Consider the following 21,102-nt stretch of genomic DNA (forward strand, 5'->3'; position numbering starts at 1 on the left):
TTATTCTGCAATTAATGCTTACCTTTGCCTATCATTAGTTGAAAGTTTAAGCCTTTAAACTACAACTTAAAAGCTTGTATTTATGAAAAAACGAGTGCTCGTAGGAATGGCCACTTTGCTTCTTTCTCTCTCGTTGCTGATGGCACAAGAGATACCGGCAGGAGTGATAACGGCATTTAAAAGAGGAAGCTCGCAAGAGCTAAGTAAGTATATGGGGGACAAGGTAAATCTGGTGCTCCAAGGTCGCTCGACAAGCGTTGACAAGCAGAAAGCAACAGCTATGATGCAGGAATTCTTTACGGAGAATAAAGTCAGCGGATTTAACGTGAACCATCAGGGAAAACGAGACGAATCGAGTTTCGTTATCGGTACGTTGGCTACTACTAATGGGAACTTTCGTGTGAACTGCTTCCTGAAGAAAGTGCAGAATCAATATTTAATACATCAAATAAGAATTGACAAGATCAATGAATAAGGAAAAAGAACTGATCGACAAGTTGATCGATCTTGCTTTTGCAGAAGATATAGGTGATGGCGATCATACCACCCTTTCATGTATTCCCGCTACGGCAATGGGAAAATCAAAATTGCTTATCAAAGAAGCCGGTGTGTTGGCTGGCATCGAAGTAGCTAAAGAAATCTTCAACCGTTTTGATCCTACCATGAAAGTGGAAGTGTTTATTAATGACGGAACAGAAGTGAAACCGGGTGATGTAGCAATGGTAGTGGAAGGAAAAGTGCAATCTTTACTTCAAACCGAACGCCTGATGTTGAACGTGATGCAGCGTATGAGCGGTATTGCAACAATGACGCGTAAATATGCAAAGGTATTGGAAGGAACAAATACCCGTGTGCTTGATACCCGCAAAACAACTCCCGGTATGCGTATCCTCGAAAAAATGGCAGTGAAAATCGGTGGCGGAGTAAACCATCGTATTGGTCTGTTCGACATGATTCTTCTGAAAGACAATCATGTGGACTTCGCCGGAGGTATCGACAAAGCCATCACTCGTGCCAAAGAATATTGCAAGGAAAAAGGCAAAGACCTGAAAATAGAAATAGAAGTCCGCAGCTTCGACGAACTGCAGCAAGTTCTTGATCTCGGCGGAGTAGACCGCATCATGTTTGATAACTTCACTCCCGAAATGACAAAGAAAGCAGTAGAGATGGTAGCAGGCAAATACGAAACCGAATCTTCGGGTGGTATCACCTTTGATACTCTCCGTGAGTATGCCGAATGTGGCGTAGACTTCATCTCTGTAGGAGCTTTGACTCATTCAGTGAAAGGACTGGACATGAGTTTCAAAGCATGCTGATAGTATAATAATAAGCGGTGAACGATAAACAGTAAACGGTGGATATTTTGTAGCATGATTATGCGCAGCTTTGTTCATCATTTACCGTTTATCGTTCACCGTTTTTTCTTTCCCGTTTATTATTATCTATCCTTTAACTTCTTTTAGCAATATCCATTGCAGCATTCCTCAAACTCTCGCGTCTAATGAGCAAACGACGCAGACATACGTTCGATTTTAAAAAAAGTAATTGACTTTGGAAAACGAGATAGAACTGATAAAGGGCTGTCGGGCAGGAAAGGATTCAGCCCGAAAGGAACTTTACACCCTCTATTCCAAGCAGATGCTGGCGGTATGTTTCCGCTATACGGGCGATATGGATGCGGCGCACGATGTACTGCATGACGGTTTCATCAAGATTTTTACCAACTTTTCGTTCCGGGGTGAGTCTTCACTTTGTACATGGATTACCCGGGTGATGGTTACTCAATCACTCGATTTCCTGCGACGGGAGAAACGAGTCAGCCAGTTGGTAGTGCATGAAGAGCAGCTTCCCGATATACCGGATATATCGGATTCGGGAGGAGGGGCTGGAATCTCCGAAGAGCAGTTGATGGCGTTTATTGCCGAATTGCCGGATGGTTGCCGAACCGTTTTCAACCTTTATGTGTTTGAAGAGAAATCGCACAAGGAGATAGCCAAGATGCTTCATATTAAAGAGCATTCATCTACTTCGCAGTTGCACCGGGCCAAATATTTGTTAGCAAAAAGAATTAAAGAGTATAGGAATCATGAAGAAAGAAAATGATGAAATAACCGATCTGTTTCGCACGCGTCTCGCTGATGCCGGGATGAGTGTACGGGATGGCTTTTGGGAAGAGCTCTCGCAGGAAATTCCTGTGGCTTGCCAGCATCGTCGTCGGATTCTGCTCTTCCGTGTGGCGGCTGCGGCATCTGTATTGCTCGTTTTGGCGGCCTCGTCGGCTACTTTTTTGTATTTCTCTCCAAAGGAAGAAATGGAAGAAGCATTTACAAAGATAGCCGTGACGAATGGAGGACAGATGGATGGAGATGGAATACGCGTCAATCAGTTGCCGTTGCCGGTAGAACCGGTGTTGCCTAAACCGGCTCCGAAATCTTACGGTATGCTGTCGCAATATACAGAGGAAGAAGATTCTCTTTCTATCACTTTCTCCATGTCGTTTTCTTTTTCTTCCACTACTTCTACGGGAAATGGCAACCGATACGGCAATCAGGGGCATAATGGCTATTGGCAGGCAACAAACGGTCATACAGAATCATCTGTCGCTCCGGAAGAACAGTCGAATGTCAATATATCTCAACCCAAAGCGGTGAAAAAGCATCGTTGGGCGATGAAAGTTCAAGTGGGTACAGCACTTCCGGCAGATAACGGTACTTATAAAATGCCGGTTTCCGCAGGGGTGACGGTAGAACGTAAGTTGAACGATTTTCTCGGCATAGAAACCGGACTGCTCTATTCGAACCTCCGTTCTGCAGGGCAACACTTGCACTATCTGGGAATCCCCGTTAAAGTGAACGTGACGTTGGTAGATACGAAGAAAATCGACCTTTACGCTACTGTGGGAGGAATAGCCGATAAATGTATTGCCGGTGCACCGGACAATAGTTTTAAAGAAGAACCTATCCAGCTGGCAGTGACTGCCGGTATTGGAATCAACTATAAGATTAATGACCGACTTGCTGTTTTTGCCGAACCCGGAGTTTCGCATCATTTCAAGACAGATTCGAAATTGGCTACGGTACGAACGAAACGGCCGACTAATTTTAATTTACTTTGCGGACTTCGCATGACGTATTAATCCTTATGAAAATGAAAAAAACACTACTAATGCTGTGGATGGCTGTTTGCCTGATCGTATCCTTTACAGGATGCACCAGCGAAGAAATGGATTATAACAATCCGGATGTTGCTCTTTTTGTGAAGCAATTGAAGTCGGGTACGTACAAGATGAAGAATGAAAAAGGGGTGGTGGAGGTTCCTCATTTCACGGAAGAGGATATCCCCGAACTTTTAAAATATGCAGAAGATCTGACTATTATCCCTTCTTTTCCGTCGGTTTATAATATGAACAACGGTAAGATTCGGTTGGGTGAGTGTATGCTTTGGGTGATTGAATCTATCCGTCAGGGCACACCTCCGTCATTAGGTTGCAAAATGGTATTGGCGAATGCTGAAAATTATGAAGCAATCTATTTCCTGACCGATGAGGAAGTACTCGATGCAGCCGCTTGTTATCGTAGTTGGTGGGAAGAACGCCAATATCCGAAAACGGGATGGACAATTGATCCGTGCTACGATGAGCCGCTTTGTGGATCGGGTTATCGTTGGTGGTAATAAAGGGGGAGGAGCCTTCGGAAAGTAAAAAATAGGAAACATTCATGTGGGAACATTTGTTTGTATCAGTAGTCTTTTGCTGCTGACAGGGGGATTGTTACGCTCAAAAGATAGCTTCTCATACGTGCAAATGTATATGAAGTGCTCCGAAATATAGGTAATGAAAGAGTAAAAAGGATGGATGGATTAAAACGGGTTATAACAACGATGGCACTGTGCCTGATCGCTGTATTTGCATATTCGCAAGTATGGACGGCACAAGATTCTTTGCATTTGAAGAAATTGCTGGAGAGTGACCAGGAGTTGCATTTAAATATGGATGCTGTGAAGTCGATTGATTTCGGAAGCGCAGTGGGTACTCCCCGGATGTCGGAGGAGAAAAGCTGGATGATGCCTGATGAATCGCTTCCTGAAGCGTTGCCTAAACCGAAAGTGATGTTGACTCTGATGCCATATAAAGCGAATACCCGCTATAACTGGGATCCCATCTATCAGAAGAAGATAAAGATCGATAAAAATACCTGGCGGGGTGATCCTTTCTACGAGATACGCCATCAAAGATCTTATTCAAACTGGGCACGCAATCCGATGGCAAAGGGAATGCGTAAGTCGTTGGATGAGATACAGGCGAGTGGGGTGCGTTTCCGTCAGTTGGGTGAACGTGCTAACGGAATGATGGTGAACACGGTAGTGATGGATGCACCTATTCCCTTGTTTGGTGGGGGTGGAGTGTATATCAATGGTGGAACTATCGGCGGACTTGACCTGATGGCTGTCTTTACAAAAGATTTTTGGAATAAGACGGGACGGGATAACCGTGCCCGCACATTGGAAGTGTTGAGAACTTATGGAGATTCTACCACTGTGTTGATAAATAAACCAATCGAACAGATTGCCCGTTGAAGGCGTTATAATGATGTGTTGATGTAGCAATGCGCTAATGTGCTGACTAGAGAATGTTTGTAATTGAATAATTAGTATATTTGTGTGTTGTTATGTTGGCGCATTGTTATATAGCTCTGTCGCTATTATTGGTATCTTAGTATATTAACACATAGATAAATTATTGGTTATGAATAGAATTACTTCTCTTCTGGGTATTCAGTATCCTATTATTCAAGGTGGTATGGTGTGGTGCAGCGGTTGGCGTCTTGCTTCTGCTGTGAGCAATACCGGTGGACTGGGATTGATCGGTGCCGGTTCTATGCATCCGGAGACTTTACGCGAGCATATCCGTAAATGTAATGCGGCCACGAAACTGCCTTTTGGTGTAAACATTCCTTTGATGTATCCCCAGATAGAAGAGATTATGAATATTGTGGTGGAAGAGGGAGTGAAGATTGTTTTTACCTCTGCCGGAAATCCGAAAACGTGGACCGGATGGTTGAAAGAGCGTGGAATAACGGTTGTTCATGTTGTTTCTTCTTCCCGTTTTGCTGTAAAATGTGAGGAGGCTGGAGTAGATGCGGTAGTGGCAGAAGGGTTCGAAGCCGGAGGGCATAATGGACGCGAAGAAACAACGACTTTCTGTTTGATTCCCGCTGTACGTGAGGCTACAACATTACCTTTGATAGCTGCAGGAGGTGTCGGCACAGGAGAAGGAATACTGGCTGCTATGGTATTGGGAGCCGAAGGTGTGCAGATAGGAACCCGTTTTGCTCTTACTGAAGAGAGTTCAGCGAGTCCGGTATTTAAAGATTATTGCTTGAGTCTCGGTGAAGGGGATACTAAGTTGTTGTTGAAAAAGCTGGCTCCGACGCGTTTGGTAAAGAATGCTTTCCGCGAAGCAGTAGAGAAGGCTGAAGATAGTGGTGCTAGTGCAGAAGATTTGAGAACTTTATTAGGACGGGGGCGTGCTAAAAAAGGAATCTTCGAAGGTGATCTGGAAGAAGGGGAATTGGAGATCGGACAAGTTTCGGCAATCATATCCCGTCGGCAGTCTGTGGCAGAAGTAATGGACGAATTGGTAGCGGCTTATCAACGGGCAGCAAAGAAAGATTATTTATTTTAAAGATATAGCTCACCACAGAGTAATACAAAGTCTTGCAAAGTTTTTTTAAAAGGTCATCAATCGAAGGCGTAAGACATTGAGATGGCCTTATTTTGAAAAAGAAAAAACTCTGTAAGACTTTGTGTTACTGTATGGTGAAAATGCATAGTTATAGGCTGATAGGATCGTACTTTAAACCAAATACGTCGGCTACGGCCTTATAAACGACTTTTCCTTCTACGATATTTAATCCGAGTGCTAATGCTGGATTCTCTTTGCAGGCTTTTTTCCATCCCTTATTTGCTAAAGCGATCACATAGGGGAGGGTAGCATTGGTCAGTGCAAGGGTGGAAGTGTAAGGTACAGCTCCCGGAATATTAGCTACTGCATAATGCACGATTCCATCTACAATATAGGTCGGTGCACTGTGAGTGGTCGGGTGAGAGGTCTCGAAGCATCCTCCCTGATCGATTGCTACATCTACTAATACTGTGCCAGGCTGCATTATTGAAAGCATTTCTTTGGTAATCAAATGTGGTGCTTTATCACCGGGAATCAGTACAGAGCCGACAACTAAATCAACATCCGGCAATTCTTTTCTGATTCTTAGTTCGGATGCGTATAATGTCTTTACATTCTTCGGCAGTGTCTCGCTCAAATAGCGCAGACGTGCCAGATTTATATCTGTAATAGTGACATCTGCCCCCATTCCTGCAGCCATTTGTGCGGCATTGCTACCTACCACTCCACCTCCTAAAATTAATACTTTAGCTGGTTTAACACCTGGTACACCTCCCAAAAGAATACCTTTTCCGCCTTGCGGTTTTTCCAGAAAACGGGCGCCTTCCTGGATAGACATACGTCCGGCAACTTCACTCATAGGAATTAATAAAGGTAATGAGTGGTCTGCTTCTTCTACAGTTTCATAAGCCAGGCATATTGATTTGTTGGAGAGCATGGCGAGGGTTAACTCCCGGTCGGAAGCAAAATGGAAATAAGTGAATAGTAACTGTCCTTTTCTGATTAAGTTATATTCGGTGACTATCGGTTCTTTCACCTTTACAATCATCTCGGCAGTGGCGTAAATGTCTTCTATTGTTGGCAGGATATGCGCGCCGACAGCTTGATATGCTTCATCCGGAAAACCGCTATTTATTCCCGCTGTATGTTGGATAAATACCCGATGCCCTTGTTTTACCACTTCGGCCACTCCTGAAGGTGTCATGCCTACACGGTTCTCATTGTTTTTGATTTCCTTTGGTACTCCGATAATCATAATGTTACGTATTAAAGATTTAACATGTTCGAATGTACAAAAAATCCCCTTACGTTGTTATTCGTAAGGGGATGTTTTAGAACAGAATGCCTCGCGTGTTGAGATGAATAAATGCGTAGAGTGGTTATTTTATAGACATTCACTGCCCTGCTTGTTGATTTTCATGCTTTTTCCATAGAGACCCACTCGAGCTATGTTGTTATAAAAGGGTTCTGCAATATCGTACTTAAAAGGAAGTACTTCTTGGTTGTCTTTGTTTATATACCCCCACTTGGACGACTGACTTTCAATACAGACAGCAGCCAATCCTTCAGAGAAAGAGCATCCATTATCATATTCCAGGGGAATGACAACTTCTCCTTTCTTGTTAATGAATCCTATCTTGTTGTGTAGCGAGACGAGAGCTAATCCTTCCGCGAATTGTTCTATTTGACTGTAAGTCGGTGGAAGAATGTAGTTTCCTTGTCTGTCAATCAGTCCCCATAATCCATCGTGGCATACACGCGCGCATTCTTGCTCAAACGAGTGAGCGGCTGCGTACTTAAACGGAATCTGTACCTGTCCGGTATGGTCGATGAATCCGTATTGGGAATTGAGTACTACCATTCCTAATCCTTCTTTAAAAGAGAAAGCCTGTTCATACATTAGAGGGATGACAACGTCATATCCTTTATTGATGTATCCCCATTGGATTTTTCCTTTAACCGGAGCCAATCCTTCAGAGAAACGGCCAATTGCCGAAAAGCGCTTTTTCTTATTAGCTACCCCATAAGCTAAAAAAGAAGCAAAGAACTTTGTAATAGTGTTGCTCATTTTTCTTGATTGTTTGTGCGGTAAGCGTCCGGATACCATATATATACAAGAGAAGCGTGGACGTCGTTAGTTCATTCTATTCAAGGCTCTGGTAAGCCCAACAGTGAATGAACAACAGAGTCCACGCCCTTGCATATAACAAAGACGTGAACGCTTAGTTGTCATTACCCCACTGTTGATGAATTTACCAGATTCTGAATAGGGATAATATTCTAAACGCTTCTACGTTATTAATCGTAATAAGTCGCTACAAAGATACGGATTTCTTGTTAAAGAACAATATTTTGAGGGATAAAGATTTTGCGATGAATGAGGTGTGTAGACAAAATACGAAGTGGTTAGTAGATGGATTAAAAAAAGCTCCCCTTACGTTTTAGGTAAAGAGAGCTTTTTTTAGTCTATGTCAGGCGATTTCTATGAAGAATGCCTGTATTAGTTTAAAAGTCCTGGATTAGCATCAATTGCATCTTGTGGAATACGCAATGTGTAACGGGAATCATCTTGTACAAGTGTGTAGGTTACATTTTCAATTACTTTTTTGATTTCCGGCCGGGTAGTTCGGCGTAAATCAAACCAGCGATGTCCTTCAAAAGCAAGCTCACGAGCACGTTCTTTCAGAATTTCTGTGATTAGCTTTTCTTGGCTCATCGCATTTATTTCATTCTTTTTCTGCTCATAACCTTCTGATGTATAACGATTCTCTATTAGTTTTAAGAGTCGGGTACGTGCTTCTGGTAATTTGTTTAAATGTGCAGCAGCTTCTGCTGAATTTAAATAAAGTTCTCCGGTGCGGAAAGTGCATTTGAATTTAGATTCACCATTTTTGATGGAAGTATAATTCCCATTTTCATTTGCTTTGTAGTACTTGTTTGGTCGTAGATCTTTCCCTTCCTCATACTCTTGTAAAAATGAAGGGTAAAGTAGGAGTGATCCGGCATAATCGTTATTCGGGAAAACTTCATAGGCAGTAATCATTTCTACAGATGTAAATTCATTAGGAAGTTTGCCTCCTTCATCGTTCAGGTTCACTAATGTTGATTTTCCGGCTAATACACGTTCTGAAGCTTCATAAGATTTGGCCCATTCACCCATGTATAAATATACCCGTGATTCCATAGCATCTACAGACAATGTTGAAAAACGGTATGAATATTGAACTTCCCATTCTTTTTTATTAATCAACTTCCGTGCTGTTTCTATATCAGACAATATAGAAGTATATATTTCCTTTACAGTGTTTTTTGATGGTATTTCTTCTAAGTCAGTATTGAGTTTTAGTGGAACTGCTTTGGTTTCTAATGCTCCGGTAGCTGTATAAGGTTGTCCATAAAGATTAACCAATATGAAATGCATATATGCTCTCATAAGGTAAGCTTCTCCAACTAGTTGATTAATATCCGCTTGGCTTCCTTCTGATATTTCATCTTTTTTATCGATGATTGCGTTGGCGTAATAAATATTGGTATAATAGCCTGCCCATCCAAATTGTCTCGTACTTGCATTCGGATTTACATCATTCCATTTCTCAACATCTCCTAAAGAGTTTTTGGAAGTGGCATCAGATTGTAATATTGTTGCGATATCTGTTCGGATTTCACATATTCCTCTGTCATTGAGTGCAGTGTTGTAGACTGTTGTGAATAAAGCTCTGTATTCAGCCAGCGTATTGGGAATTACTTGGCCTACCGGTTGTATGTCTAAATAACTATCACAGGAAGATAATAGCAGGCTTCCTATAAATGTGAATATATAATATATTTTCTTTGTCATAATCTATTTTTTTAAAAGTTAAGACTTAGGTTGAAGGTGATGGATTTAGGAACCGGGGTAGAGTATAAGTTACCCATTGATTCCGGATCCATATAATTATCATAATTTGAGCTGATAACAAATAGGTTACGAGCTTCTAATCCTACAGTTGCTCCGCCGATACTTAGTTTATGTAGCCATTCGGATGGAACCCGGTAAGCAAGACGTATATTTTGTAGACGTACAAAGCTTAGTTTTTTTACCCAAATATCCAATGATCTGTAAATGTCATTTCGAGTACTGAACAAGTAGTAGTCAGCCGGATTGTAGTTGTATGTTGCTAATGCTGGGAATTTTCCTGTTTTATTTTCCGGTGTCCATCTATCCAGTATGTCTCTATTCATATTGCGTCCTGGATCTAAGTCAGACACATTATAACTTGGAGTAGTTTTTACGTGTGCTCCAAAATTATAAGAAAAATTCAGATTCAGTTCCCAATTGCGGTAATTGAACGTATTTAGAAAACCGCCCGTATAGGGAGCATCTGACGTTCCGACATAGCTGTAGAACTCTCTTTGTTCTTCAGTATTTGGTCCTATTTGGTAAGTGCCAAGCCCGTCTTCATTCGATGTCATTCTGAATAATTCTTCTACAGTGACAGCTTTCCCCTCTTTATTCTCAAGATAGATTTGTCCTGTCTCGGGGTTTATACCTTTGGTTTTCAATGCAAAGATTGCACCTACGGGGTATCCTTCCAAACTAGGAGTCACTTGGTTTTTATCTGTAAGTACTTTTAGTACTTTATTTTGGTTATATGCGAAGTTGAAAGTTGTGTACCAAGAGAAGTTTTTAGTGGTAATATTACGGGTTTGCAGGTTTATTTCGACACCTTTGTTTTCCATGCTAGCCCAGTTTATAGACATATTAGTGAATCCATTTTCCAAAGCTAATGCTTTAGAACCAATTAAGTCTGTTCCTTTTCTATAGTAGTAGTCTACGCTAAGATTGATGGCTTGATTGAGTACAGAAAAATCTATTCCTAGATTGTAAGATGCTGTTTTTTCCCAGCGTAATTTACTGTTGGGAGCACTATTGATAATAATGTTTTCTTCACTGTAGCCAGGTAAAATACTCACATTATCATATTTTCCGACTAGGAATGGAGAGGTTCCCTTATCAATATTTCCTTGTAAGCCATAAGAAAGACGAAGGGCTAAATTATCGATCCATTTGTATTGTCTGATGAACGATTCATTAGATAAACGCCATAAACCACTTACCGAATAGATTGGCAAGAAACGATATTTCTTATCTACTCCGAATAAATCAGAACCATCCATGCGCACACTTCCTCCCAATGTATAACGATTCATTAAAGTATATGAACCGTTGGCAAAGAAAGAAGCAAAAGCGTTTTCCTTGTATGACTTGGTTTTTAGATTCCAATCATTAGCCTGTGTTTCATCTTTAAATATGAGATTTTGGAATGTCAGTTTCTTGGGATCATATCCGTATCCGGTTGAGGCTTGGTTGTCTACCCAGTTTTTACGGATTTCCGAGCCGGCCATTATTTGTATATCATGTATATCGCTAAATGTATTTTTGTATTCTCCCTGGATTTTCCATGTGAGTTGTGAGGTTGTGCTATTAGTTGTTTTAAGCATACCTCCTTCTGGTATAAGATAGGTTTGTACACCATCTTTCCAATATTTATTGTTTTCACGTATATTTCTGATATTGTATGAATTTAGCCCAGCATATTCTTCTTGAGACAATTGATCCCATTGCACACCAATCTGTGAATAAACTTTCCACTGATCGTTAAAGCGTAGTTGAACATCAAAGATAGAATTGATGGCTGTGGTGACAGATTCTTTATTTGTGTTTGCCCGTTCTTCGAATATATTAAAGCCTTGCTTTTCATCTGTTTCACTGCTTTTGACTACGTCGTAATCGTACAGGTAGTTTCCCTGTTCGTCAAACGGATTAAAGTAAGGGTTGGCGATACGTGAATAATATATAGGGTTGATAAGTCCGTAAGTATCGGTCATAAATGTGTTATTCTTACGTCTGTTGGCAAAAATAGACATTCCAATTTTTAACATTTTGTTGATTTGATAAGACGTTTTACTGGTCAGGTTAAAACGACTCATGCTTACGCCAGGTACATTTCCGTTTTCTTTTACATAACCGAGGGAATTGTAATAAGTAACCTTTTCACTACCACCGGAAATGCTAAAGTTATATTCTTGTGTGAAAGCATCTCTGAATAATATATCATTCCAGTCTGTATTGATTGTTTTCAGTTTGTTTATAGCATTTTGGGCTTCAGGTGTCAGTCCGTTCCAGCCTTGTTCTTTATAGATGTCTATTAAGTCATATTGTTTCATGATCGCGGCGACTTTACCTTTTTCAGGAAATACTGCTATCGGATCTGTTAACCCCCATAATATGTCAAATCGTGCTTCTTTCAATAATTGAAGTTCCAAATCGACTTTCTCTTCCGAGTTTAATAAGTTGAGTCGTGAAGTATTGAGATTTGGAGTGTAAGTCAATTTGGTATTGAAGTTAATAACAGGTTTTCCGGTTTTTCCTCTTTTGGTTGTTACCACAATTACGCCATTTGCAGCACGTGCACCATAGATAGCAGTAGCAGCTGCATCTTTTAATATCGTAATGCTTTCAATGTCGTTTGGACTCAAACCTGCGATAGAAGATTGGGACATATTTACGATGTCATTATCGTTATCTTTGTTGATTTCAGGAATATCAGTCCCTTCCAAAGGTATTCCATCCAATACCCATAACGGGTCTTGTGTTCCATTCAATGAAGCTGTACCACGGATACGAATACGTGCAGGAGCTCCCGGTGCACCGGAAGTTGTCGTAACGGCTACACCCGCAACTTGTCCGGCTAATGCCTGGTCGATGCTTTTTGCTGCGCCTACCATTCCGTCTGTAACGTCTACTTTAGCAATAGCAGCAGTCAGTTTACGACGTTCCAGTTCTTGATAACCAGTTACTACTACGTCTCCTAGTGTGTGTGATGAAGCTTGAAGGACAATACGATAAGTATCTTTTCCAGCTTGCAACACGATATTTTGTTCTTCAAAACCTATATAACTACAATGTAGTCTGGTCACCTTTTCCGGAATGGAAATGGAGAATTTGCCATCCATATCAGTGATAGTACCTAGAGAAGTCTGTGATACTCCAGCTTTTTTCAAATCGTCTGCATTAACATATACAGAAGCACCGATTAGAGGTTCATTGTCTTCACCGGATATAACGACTCCGGTGATTGTGCGATTTGCAGCGTTGGCTGTAGCCAGCGTGCTAACAAGAAAACATATAAGAACGTATAAGTATTTTTTTCTCATCAATATAGATTGTTAAAGTGATTGATTTTGTTTTATTTGATTCCCAAAGCTGTATTGATACGTAGAATCATGTCTTCATAATGATAGCGTGCGGCAGTATCAGAAGTGCCGAGGCGGTTCTGCAACAATTTCTTGATACGTAATAGCTCTCCACGTTTCACCGAGATAGCATCAGAAATACGGTTGAGCTGACTGCCGTAGAAGTTGAGCACACGTGGAGCACCCATTCGGTCTTCCTGACGAAGTGCCCGTTGTTCGGCTGCATAACAACTACAGAAAGGAGTAGCATGGTCAAGCAGAAAATGCTCGTTTGCAATCTTCTTGTTGATTTTTACAGCTTCGGGTTCTGCGGCTGCTGTAAGTAATGCATCGAGGAAGTTTTTCTGCAAAGAACGTTCCATAACATTAGGGATGCCACCACGTTCGGTAATACCGAAAATGTTTTTATGAAGTCCGTCCATAAGCTCCACTACTGTAAAGGCTTTTTTTCCGTTGACAGATTCATTCTCTATCATACGCATCAAACGAGTGTTGCCTAGTAAATCCCAGAGGATATAGGCTTGGGCGTTCTTTAAGATTTGAGTAGGAGCATTCTCCTGTTTTCCGATTGGAGTGTTGCGGAGCAGATAGGTATATTGTCCTACTTCCGTGTCAAACAGCCATTTAGGATATGTCAATACTTCATCCATCAAGAATTTTAATGAAGCTTCTTGTTTCTCTTTCTCAACGAATGTATAAGTCTTGACACCGTCTCCTACAATTGTATTTTCAATATAGATACCACCGATGTTGGCAAGTACATGATATAAGTAGTTGTTCCACTGGTTGATAACTGCGTAGTAGAGACGCGACGCTTCTTCGTAAGTTTGTCCCTTTTCTCCGGTAGTAGTCCATTGAAGAATTTGTGGAACGATACGTTTCAGGTTTTCGATGCCATATAAAGAAGAACGAACCGGATCATCACCCAGATCTTCGTTCTGTGCGCGTGGATCTACCGCGTCACGTACATCCTGCGCTTCACTATACTTATAAAGACGATCGGTATGCTTACTCAAGAAATCGAATAAAATATCTTTTTCTTCTTCCGGAGTATTCTTTCCATACCAACGATAGCCATATTCGATAGCAAACATATCATAAGGACCGATATGCGGAGAAAGAACTTTTACGCCATCTCCAGGCTGTGCAATATAATTGAATCGTGCATAATCCATGATAGATGAAGCGGTAGAATTCATTCTGGAAGTGAATGCTTCGGAACGTAATGAATCCGTCGGGAAAGCCCATGATCCCATCATATTGTGACGGAGTCCCAATGAGTGGCCTACTTCATGGCAAGCAACGAACCGGATGGCATCTCCCATTAAAGCATCGGGTAATTGCACATTGCGTGCTTCCGGACACACAGTTCCAGTTTGTACAGTGATCCATTCGCGTACCATAGAAAGCACATTGTGCCACCACATAATATCAGCTTCCAGAATTTCTCCGGAACGTGGATCTAACAGGGAAGGTCCCATTGCATTTTTCTTTTCTGAAGCAGCGTAAGTCAGTACCGAGTAATTAACATCGTCCATGTCTACATGCATACTGTCTGTGATTTCCTTGGCGATAATCGCGTTCTTGAAACCAGCTTTTTCGAAAGCAATCTGCCAGTCCTCGATACCTTTTTTAATGTACGTACGCCATTGGTAAGGTGTTGAATTATCAATGTAGAATACGATTGGCTTGGCAGGTTCCACAAGCTGACCTTTCAAATAAGCCTCCCGGTCTTCCGGTTTGGGCTCCATACGCCAGCGAGTGATATACTGTGTTTTATCCGTACCCTGTTGTGCATCACTAAAACTCAATAACGGATTAGTGAAATAACCGACTTTCTGATTGTCGAATCGTCCCATCATCGGTTTTTCGGGCAACAAGAGAATAGAAGAACTAACTTCCACCGTCACATAAACAGTGGTAGTTCCTTCTGTAACTTTGGTGGTCAACTCGGAAGTTGCCACGACATTGTTTGAAAAGGATTTGATGGATAAAATACGTGATAATTTCTTGATAGCCGAAGTACCCAGATTGATATTAGTAAATACATTATTAATACTGGTTTCAGTACCGTCATAAATATCATTCACCTTGATTACTAATGCAGTAGAATCTGCATTAATCGCTTCTATTTTGAATGCGGCAATCAACGGAGAGATAAAATTATCCTTTACCGAACGGAAGATAGCATCCGTTTGGGGGGCCAGAGGTAATGGGCGTTGTTGTCGTAGCATTAGTTTGCCCGTAGCTTTATCCCATTCCATGCAAACCATCTGATTCTCGTAGTTTACTCCACGGTTTACACCTGCATCATTAAGTTCGGCAGGAACTCGCTGCAGTTTGTTGACAACTAATAAATCACGTCCCAAAAGTGAGGTAGGAATTTCAAAATAATAGTCATTCTTCTTTTGGTGTACAGCAAACATTCCTTTTGTAGTTTTACTGTCTTCCACTAATTTTTCGTAGTCGCTTTTACTCTTCTCTTCTGGTTTCTTCTTTTTCTTTTTAAACCAACTCAGATTTTCTGTAGCGGGGGTAATTGCAAATGCCGAGAGTGCTTCTCCACTCAGCAATATACATGCAATGACCGCTGCCATTACTTTTACATACATTCTCATTGAGTCTCTAACTTTTAATTATAATTAAAAAACAGCCACAAAAGTACTAATATTAATAACATAATGACTACTGATTTGCAATGAATATAACATTAAAAAGAAATATTAACTAGAATCTAAGGCCATCATTCCTCCCAGATATTTCATAGTTTAGTGGGAATAGTGTACATTTGCGGGAGTAAAAAAGTGAGTGGAATGATGAGACGATATATCACAGCTTTGATGCTAGCTTGCTGCATCGGAGGGTATGGACAAGAGAAAAAGCAAGCTACCTTTGTGCCTCCTTTTGACTTTCCTCTTACATTGAGTGGAAACTTTGGCGAAATCCGCTCCAATCACTTCCATGGCGGGCTGGATTTTAAAACAGGTGGAGTGATCGGTAAACCCGTTCGTGCTCTTGCTGATGGCTATATTTCACGTATTCGTGTCACGAATGGATCGGGATATGTACTTGATGTCTGCTACCATAATGGTTATTCAACTATCAACCGCCATTTGAGCGGTTTTGTTTCTCCCATTGCCGAAAGGGTGGAGAAACTTCAATATGAAGAAGAGAACTGGGAAGTGGAGATTGTTCCCGAACCGGGAGAATATCCGGTAAAAGGAGGTCAACAGATTGCATGGAGCGGCAATACGGGATATTCGTTCGGCCCACATCTTCATCTGGATGTATTTGAAACGGAATCGGGAGATTATATTGACCCTATGCCTTTTTTCCAGTCGAAAATAAAAGATACACGTGCTCCGAAAGCTGATGGCATCCTATTTTTTCCGCAACCGGGTAAAGGAGTGGTGGATGGAAAGCAGGAGAATAAAACGATTCTTCCCAATAGCGAACGTCCTGTGGAAGCATGGGGAGTGATAGGACTGGGCATCAAGGCATACGATTACATGGATGGCGTAAGTAACCATTACGGAGTTTATTCTGTGGTGCTCACGGTAGATGGGAATGAAATATTTCGCAGCACCGTAGATCGTTTCTCGCAGGAAGAAAACCGGATGATTAACTCATGGACGTATGGACAATATATGAAATCTTTTATTGATCCGGGGAATACGTTGCGTCTGCTGAAAGCGTCGAATGATAATCGTGGTTTGGTGACGATTGACGAGGAACGGGATTATCAGTTCTTATATACATTGAAAGATGCTTTCGGAAACACTTCCAACTATCGTTTTACCGTACGGGGCCGGAAGCAGCCGGTTGAACCGTTGAATCATCGGGAGAAATATTATTTCACCTGGAATAAGACTAATTATTTGCAAGAACCGGGATTGAGCCTGGTTATTCCGAAAGGAATGCTGTATGACGATGTCCCCCTCAATTATCAGATGAAGGCGGATAGTGGTGCCGTTGCTTTTACTTATCAACTGAATGATAAAACGGTTCCATTGCATGCAGCTTGTGAACTTCGTATCGGGTTGCGTAGAAAGCCGGTTGCCGATACGACCAAATATTATGTAGCCCGCATCACTCCGAAGGGCGGAAAGTACAGCGTAGGCGGAAAGTATGAAGACGGATACATGAAAGCCGCTATCAGGGAGCTGGGAACTTATACTGTTGCCATCGACACCATTCCGCCGGAGATTATTCCTGTCAATAAGAACCAGTGGGGAAGAAACGGAAAGATTGTCTATCGGTTGAAAGATCAGGGGGCGGGAATTGCTTCCTATCGTGGAACGATTGATGGTAAGTATGCACTTTTCGGACGCCCCAATATTGTGAAATCGTACTGGGAATGCGTACTTGATCCGAAACACGTGAAGAAGGGTGGAAAGCATACTGTCGAGTTTACAGTGACCGATGGGTGTGGAAATGAAACGGTGGCTCGTGAAAGTTTTGTTTGGTAAATTATTAAAAGTGAATCATATATTTATGAAAAGAAGAATTATTCTTTGTGCTGCCGTATTTATGGCAGCTGTGGCGAACACTTTCGCCTGCACTAACCTGATTGTCGGAAAGAATGCGTCTGCCGATGGTTCGACAATCGTTTCCTATTCTGCCGACTCATATGGCCTGTTCGGAGAACTTTATCATTATCCGGCTGCTACCTACCCGAAGGGAACGATGTTGAAAGTGTATGAATGGGATACCGGCAAGTATCTGGGAGAAATAGAGCAGGCACGCCAGACTTACAATGTAGTCGGTAATATGAATGAATATCAGGTTACGATTGGTGAGACTACTTTCGGCGGACGTCCGGAATTGGCGGATTCTACAGGGATTATTGATTACGGAAGTCTGATTTATATTGGTTTGCAACGTTCGCGTACCGCCCGTGAAGCAATTAAAATCATGACCGATTTAGTGCAGCAATACGGTTATTATAGCGAAGGAGAGTCCTTTACTATTGCCGATCCGAACGAAATATGGATCATGGAAATGATTGGTAAAGGTCCCGGAATCCGTGGAGCTGTTTGGGTGGCTGTGCGTGTACCCGATGATTGTATCTCGGCTCATGCCAATCAGTCACGTATCCACCAGTTTGATATGAATGACAAGGAGAACTGTCTGTACTCTCCGGATGTGGTTTCTTTTGCCCGCGAGAAGGGATATTTTAATGGAGTAAACAAAGATTTTAGTTTTTCGCTGGCCTATGCACCTCTTGATTTTGGTGCCCGCCGTTTCTGTGAGGCACGTGTGTGGAGCTATTTTAATAAGTTCACGGATAACGGAAAAGATTATCTTCCTTATATTGAGGGAAAGACCGATACTCCGATGCCTCTTTTTGTGAAACCGAAACAAAAACTGTCTGTACAGGATGTGAAAGATATGATGCGTGACCACTATGAAGGTACGCCTCTTGATATTTCCAATGATTTCGGAGCAGGTCCTTATAAGACGCCATATCGCCTTTCTCCTCTGAACTTCAAGGTAGACGACAAGGAATATTTCAACGAACGTCCCATTTCCACTCAACAAAGCGGATTTGTATTTGTTGCACAGATGCGTGCTCATAAGCCGGACCCGATAGGTGGTGTACTTTGGTTTGGTGTGGATGATGCCAACATGACGGTATTTACTCCGGTCTATTGCTGCGCAACGAAAGTTCCGGTATGCTATACCCGTGTAGATGGAGCCGATTATATAACATTCTCCTGGAATTCAGCTTTCTGGATTTTCAACTGGGTATCTAATATGGTCTATCCGCGTTATGATTTGATGATCGGTGATGTACGGGAAGCGCAGAAAGAAATGGAAACGACTTTCAACAATGCACAGGAAGGCATTGAAGAGATGGCTGCCAAACTGTTGGCTAAAGATAAGAATGCAGCAGTTGATTTCCTGACAAATTATACAAATATGACTGCACAGAGCACTTTCGATACTTGGAAACAATTAGGTACATTCTTGATTGTGAAGTATAATGATGGAGTAGTGAAGCGTGTTAAAGATGGTAAGTTTGAGCGTAATTCTATCGGACAACCAGCCGGTGTGATCCGTCCCGGATATCCGAAAGAATTCTTGCAAGAATATGTCAAACAGACCGGTGACAGATATTTGGTAAAATAAGAATTGAGAATTGAAAATTGAGAAATAACAGTAATCAATCATTTTTTGATTTTCAATTCTCAATTTTCAATTGAATAACTAGGATTTATAAACTTATTATTTTACATTTGTGTGCTCAAGAAATTGATAATAAATAATTCATTAACCAATAAATAACAATCGAAATGGAAAATCAGGAACTTATTAAACAGGTCACTGAAAAAGCCGAAAAATGGCTAACCCCGGCTTATGATGCTGAAACCCAGGCTGAAGTGAAACGCATGTTGGAAAACGATGATAAAACCGAACTTATTGAAGCTTTCTACAAAGACCTTGAATTTGGTACTGGGGGTCTGCGTGGTATCATGGGAGTAGGTAGTAATCGTATGAATGTCTATACGGTAGGTGCTGCCACTCAAGGACTTTCCAATTATCTGAAGAAGAACTTCAAGGATCTGCCGCAGATTTCTGTAGTAGTAGGTCACGACTGCCGTAACAACAGCCGTTTGTTTGCAGAGACTTCTGCTAATATTTTCTCTGCCAATGGCATTAAAGTGTATCTGTTTGACGATATGCGTCCGACTCCGGAAATGTCTTTTGCTATCCGTCACCTCGGTTGCCAGAGCGGTATCATTCTGACTGCTTCTCACAATCCGAAAGAATACAACGGTTACAAGGCATATTGGGATGATGGTGCACAAGTGTTGGCTCCGCATGATAAGGGTATCATTGATGAAGTGAATGCCATTGCTTCTGCTGCTGACATTAAATTCCTGGGAAATCCTGATTTGATTCAGATTATCGGTGAAGACATTGATAAGATTTATCTGGACATGGTGAAAACCGTTTCTATTGATCCGGCAGCTATCGCCCGTCACAAAGATATGAAGATTGTCTATACTCCGATTCACGGTACAGGTATGATGTTGATTCCGCGTGCATTGAAGATGTGGGGATTCGAAAACGTATTCACTGTTCCCGAACAAATGGTTAAGGACGGTAACTTCCCGACTGTTGTATCTCCGAATCCTGAAAATGCGGAAGCTCTTTCCATGGCTGTGAATCTTGCCAAAGAAATTGATGCTGACCTCGTAATGGCTTCCGATCCGGATGCTGACCGTGTGGGTATCGCTTGTAAGGATGACAAGGGCGAATGGGTACTGATTAACGGTAACCAGACTTGTATGATGTACCTTTATTATATTCTGACTCAATACAAACAACTGGGTAAGATTAAAGGTAATGAGTTCTGTGTGAAGACAATCGTTACTACCGAACTTATCAAGAAAATCGCTGATAAGAATAACATCGAAATGCTTGACTGCTATACCGGATTTAAGTGGATTGCCCGTGAAATCCGTCTGCGTGAAGGTAAAAAGAAATATATCGGTGGTGGTGAAGAAAGCTACGGATTCCTTGCTGAAGATTTTGTTCGCGATAAAGATGCTGTATCTGCTTGCTGTCTGATTGCTGAAGTTGCTGCATGGGCAAAAGATAATGGCAAATCTTTGTATCAGTTGTTGCTCGATATCTACGTAGAATATGGATTCTCTAAAGAGTTTACTGTAAACGTAGTGAAACCGGGTAAGAGCGGTGCTGAAGAAATCAAAGCGATGATGGAAAACTTCCGCGCTAATCCTCCGAAAGAATTGGGTGGTTCTAAAGTGATCTTGAGCAAAGATTATAAGACTTTGAAACAGACAGACGATAAAGGGATCGTAACTGTAATTGATATGCCGGAACCATCTAACGTTCTTCAATATTTCACAGAAGACGGTAGTAAAGTTTCTGTTCGTCCTTCAGGTACAGAACCGAAGATTAAGTTCTATATGGAAGTTCAGGGTGAAATGGGATGCCGCAACTGTTATGCTTCTGCCGAGTCTGCCGCCATGGAAAAGATTGAAGCAGTGAAGAAATCATTGGGTATCTGATTTTGTCTCTTCTGAAATTTCAGATATAGATCATAAAAAGATAAATAATAAAATAGCGCCTCCATCATCTTTTGAAGATTGTGGAGGCGCTTCATTGTACGCTCGGCATGAGCATTATCTAACGGGTGTAAGTCCCGAGTA

General features: G+C 41.6%; 15 protein-coding genes. 10 read left to right on the forward strand and 5 right to left on the reverse strand.

What is annotated here, in order from left to right; translation table 11 throughout:
- The first annotated feature begins 82 nt into the window (after positions 1-82).
- From DXB58_RS24355 to DXB58_RS24385, 7 genes are all read left to right on the forward strand, one after another.
- Positions 83-475, forward strand: a complete 393-nt coding sequence (locus DXB58_RS24355) for a DUF4783 domain-containing protein (RefSeq protein WP_004304257.1) — start codon at positions 83-85, stop codon at positions 473-475.
- Positions 468-1,316 carry a carboxylating nicotinate-nucleotide diphosphorylase gene (gene nadC / locus DXB58_RS24360; RefSeq protein ID WP_004300759.1) on the forward strand — a complete coding sequence of 283 codons (849 nt, stop codon included), beginning with the start codon at positions 468-470 and terminating at the stop codon, positions 1,314-1,316. Before DXB58_RS24355 ends, nadC begins: the two co-directional genes overlap by 8 nt.
- 235 nt (positions 1,317-1,551) lie before the next feature.
- A complete protein-coding gene (locus tag DXB58_RS24365; protein WP_004300758.1) occupies positions 1,552-2,103 on the forward strand; it encodes an RNA polymerase sigma factor in 552 nt (183 codons plus the stop codon).
- Positions 2,087-3,136 (forward strand): outer membrane beta-barrel protein, encoded by a 1,050-nt coding sequence (locus DXB58_RS24370; RefSeq protein ID WP_122138529.1) that lies wholly within the window; start codon positions 2,087-2,089, stop codon positions 3,134-3,136. The genes DXB58_RS24365 and DXB58_RS24370 overlap by 17 nt, the downstream gene beginning before the upstream one ends.
- Before the next feature lie 11 nt (positions 3,137-3,147).
- Positions 3,148-3,672, forward strand: a complete 525-nt coding sequence (locus DXB58_RS24375) for a DUF4943 family protein (protein WP_122138539.1) — start codon at positions 3,148-3,150, stop codon at positions 3,670-3,672.
- Positions 3,673-3,849: 177 nt separating this feature from the next.
- A complete protein-coding gene (locus DXB58_RS24380; protein WP_122138530.1) occupies positions 3,850-4,575 on the forward strand; it encodes a DUF4858 domain-containing protein in 726 nt (241 codons plus the stop codon).
- A 169-nt stretch (positions 4,576-4,744) separates the two neighbouring features.
- Positions 4,745-5,683 (forward strand): nitronate monooxygenase family protein, encoded by a 939-nt coding sequence (locus DXB58_RS24385; protein WP_122138531.1) that lies wholly within the window; start codon positions 4,745-4,747, stop codon positions 5,681-5,683.
- A 148-nt stretch (positions 5,684-5,831) separates the two neighbouring features.
- Here the strand turns inward: DXB58_RS24385 and ald are convergent, their stop codons facing one another.
- The 5 genes from ald to DXB58_RS24410 all read right to left on the reverse strand — a co-directional run bounded on the left by ald (position 5,832) and on the right by DXB58_RS24410 (position 15,537).
- Positions 5,832-6,938: an alanine dehydrogenase gene (ald, locus tag DXB58_RS24390; RefSeq protein WP_122138532.1), complete on the reverse strand. Its 1,107-nt coding sequence runs from the start codon at positions 6,936-6,938 to the stop codon at positions 5,832-5,834.
- Positions 6,939-7,067: 129 nt separating this feature from the next.
- On the reverse strand, positions 7,068-7,751 hold the full coding sequence (locus DXB58_RS24395; RefSeq protein WP_122138533.1) for a WG repeat-containing protein: 684 nt from the start codon (positions 7,749-7,751) through the stop codon (positions 7,068-7,070).
- Between the two features lie 432 nt (positions 7,752-8,183).
- Complete coding sequence (locus DXB58_RS24400) at positions 8,184-9,521, reverse strand: RagB/SusD family nutrient uptake outer membrane protein (RefSeq protein WP_122138534.1); 1,338 nt, start codon at positions 9,519-9,521, stop codon at positions 8,184-8,186.
- Between the two features lie 11 nt (positions 9,522-9,532).
- Positions 9,533-12,880, reverse strand: coding sequence for a SusC/RagA family TonB-linked outer membrane protein (locus DXB58_RS24405; RefSeq protein WP_122138535.1), 3,348 nt, complete (start codon positions 12,878-12,880; stop codon positions 9,533-9,535).
- Between the two features lie 32 nt (positions 12,881-12,912).
- Positions 12,913-15,537, reverse strand: a complete 2,625-nt coding sequence (locus DXB58_RS24410) for a zinc-dependent metalloprotease (protein ID WP_122138536.1) — start codon at positions 15,535-15,537, stop codon at positions 12,913-12,915.
- Positions 15,538-15,735: 198 nt separating this feature from the next.
- Here DXB58_RS24410 and DXB58_RS24415 point away from each other — a divergent pair, with 198 nt between their 5' ends.
- The 3 genes from DXB58_RS24415 to DXB58_RS24425 all read left to right on the forward strand — a co-directional run bounded on the left by DXB58_RS24415 (position 15,736) and on the right by DXB58_RS24425 (position 20,961).
- The gene (locus DXB58_RS24415; protein ID WP_122138541.1) at positions 15,736-17,388 is read left to right on the forward strand and encodes a M23 family metallopeptidase; all 1,653 of its coding nucleotides are present in this window, start codon (positions 15,736-15,738) and stop codon (positions 17,386-17,388) included.
- A 25-nt stretch (positions 17,389-17,413) separates the two neighbouring features.
- Complete coding sequence (locus DXB58_RS24420) at positions 17,414-19,051, forward strand: C69 family dipeptidase (RefSeq protein ID WP_122138540.1); 1,638 nt, start codon at positions 17,414-17,416, stop codon at positions 19,049-19,051.
- A 164-nt stretch (positions 19,052-19,215) separates the two neighbouring features.
- The gene (locus DXB58_RS24425) at positions 19,216-20,961 is read left to right on the forward strand and encodes a phospho-sugar mutase (RefSeq protein WP_122138537.1); all 1,746 of its coding nucleotides are present in this window, start codon (positions 19,216-19,218) and stop codon (positions 20,959-20,961) included.
- Positions 20,962-21,102: the final 141 nt, after the last annotated feature.

This window comes from Bacteroides sp. OM05-10AA (genome assembly GCF_003439055.1).
Classification (GTDB): Bacteria; Bacteroidota; Bacteroidia; order Bacteroidales; family Bacteroidaceae; genus Bacteroides; species Bacteroides intestinigallinarum.

Bases quoted from the DNA above. Each gene is read 5' to 3' on its own strand.
- nadC (WP_004300759.1), top strand. From the start codon at position 468: ATGAATAAGGAAAAAGAACTGATCGACAAGTTGATCGATCTTGCTTTT.
- DXB58_RS24385 (WP_122138531.1), top strand. From the start codon at position 4,745: ATGAATAGAATTACTTCTCTTCTGGGTATTCAGTATCCTATTATTCAA.
- DXB58_RS24425 (WP_122138537.1), top strand. From the start codon at position 19,216: ATGGAAAATCAGGAACTTATTAAACAGGTCACTGAAAAAGCCGAAAAA.
- DXB58_RS24355 (WP_004304257.1), top strand. From the start codon at position 83: ATGAAAAAACGAGTGCTCGTAGGAATGGCCACTTTGCTTCTTTCTCTC.
- DXB58_RS24420 (WP_122138540.1), top strand. From the start codon at position 17,414: ATGAAAAGAAGAATTATTCTTTGTGCTGCCGTATTTATGGCAGCTGTG.
- DXB58_RS24375 (WP_122138539.1), top strand. From the start codon at position 3,148: ATGAAAAAAACACTACTAATGCTGTGGATGGCTGTTTGCCTGATCGTA.
- DXB58_RS24410 (WP_122138536.1), bottom strand. From the start codon at position 15,537: ATGAGAATGTATGTAAAAGTAATGGCAGCGGTCATTGCATGTATATTG.
- DXB58_RS24370 (WP_122138529.1), top strand. From the start codon at position 2,087: ATGAAGAAAGAAAATGATGAAATAACCGATCTGTTTCGCACGCGTCTC.
- DXB58_RS24415 (WP_122138541.1), top strand. From the start codon at position 15,736: ATGAGACGATATATCACAGCTTTGATGCTAGCTTGCTGCATCGGAGGG.
- ald (WP_122138532.1), bottom strand. From the start codon at position 6,938: ATGATTATCGGAGTACCAAAGGAAATCAAAAACAATGAGAACCGTGTA.
- DXB58_RS24400 (WP_122138534.1), bottom strand. From the start codon at position 9,521: ATGACAAAGAAAATATATTATATATTCACATTTATAGGAAGCCTGCTA.
- DXB58_RS24405 (WP_122138535.1), bottom strand. From the start codon at position 12,880: ATGAGAAAAAAATACTTATACGTTCTTATATGTTTTCTTGTTAGCACG.
- DXB58_RS24380 (WP_122138530.1), top strand. From the start codon at position 3,850: ATGGATGGATTAAAACGGGTTATAACAACGATGGCACTGTGCCTGATC.
- DXB58_RS24395 (WP_122138533.1), bottom strand. From the start codon at position 7,751: ATGAGCAACACTATTACAAAGTTCTTTGCTTCTTTTTTAGCTTATGGG.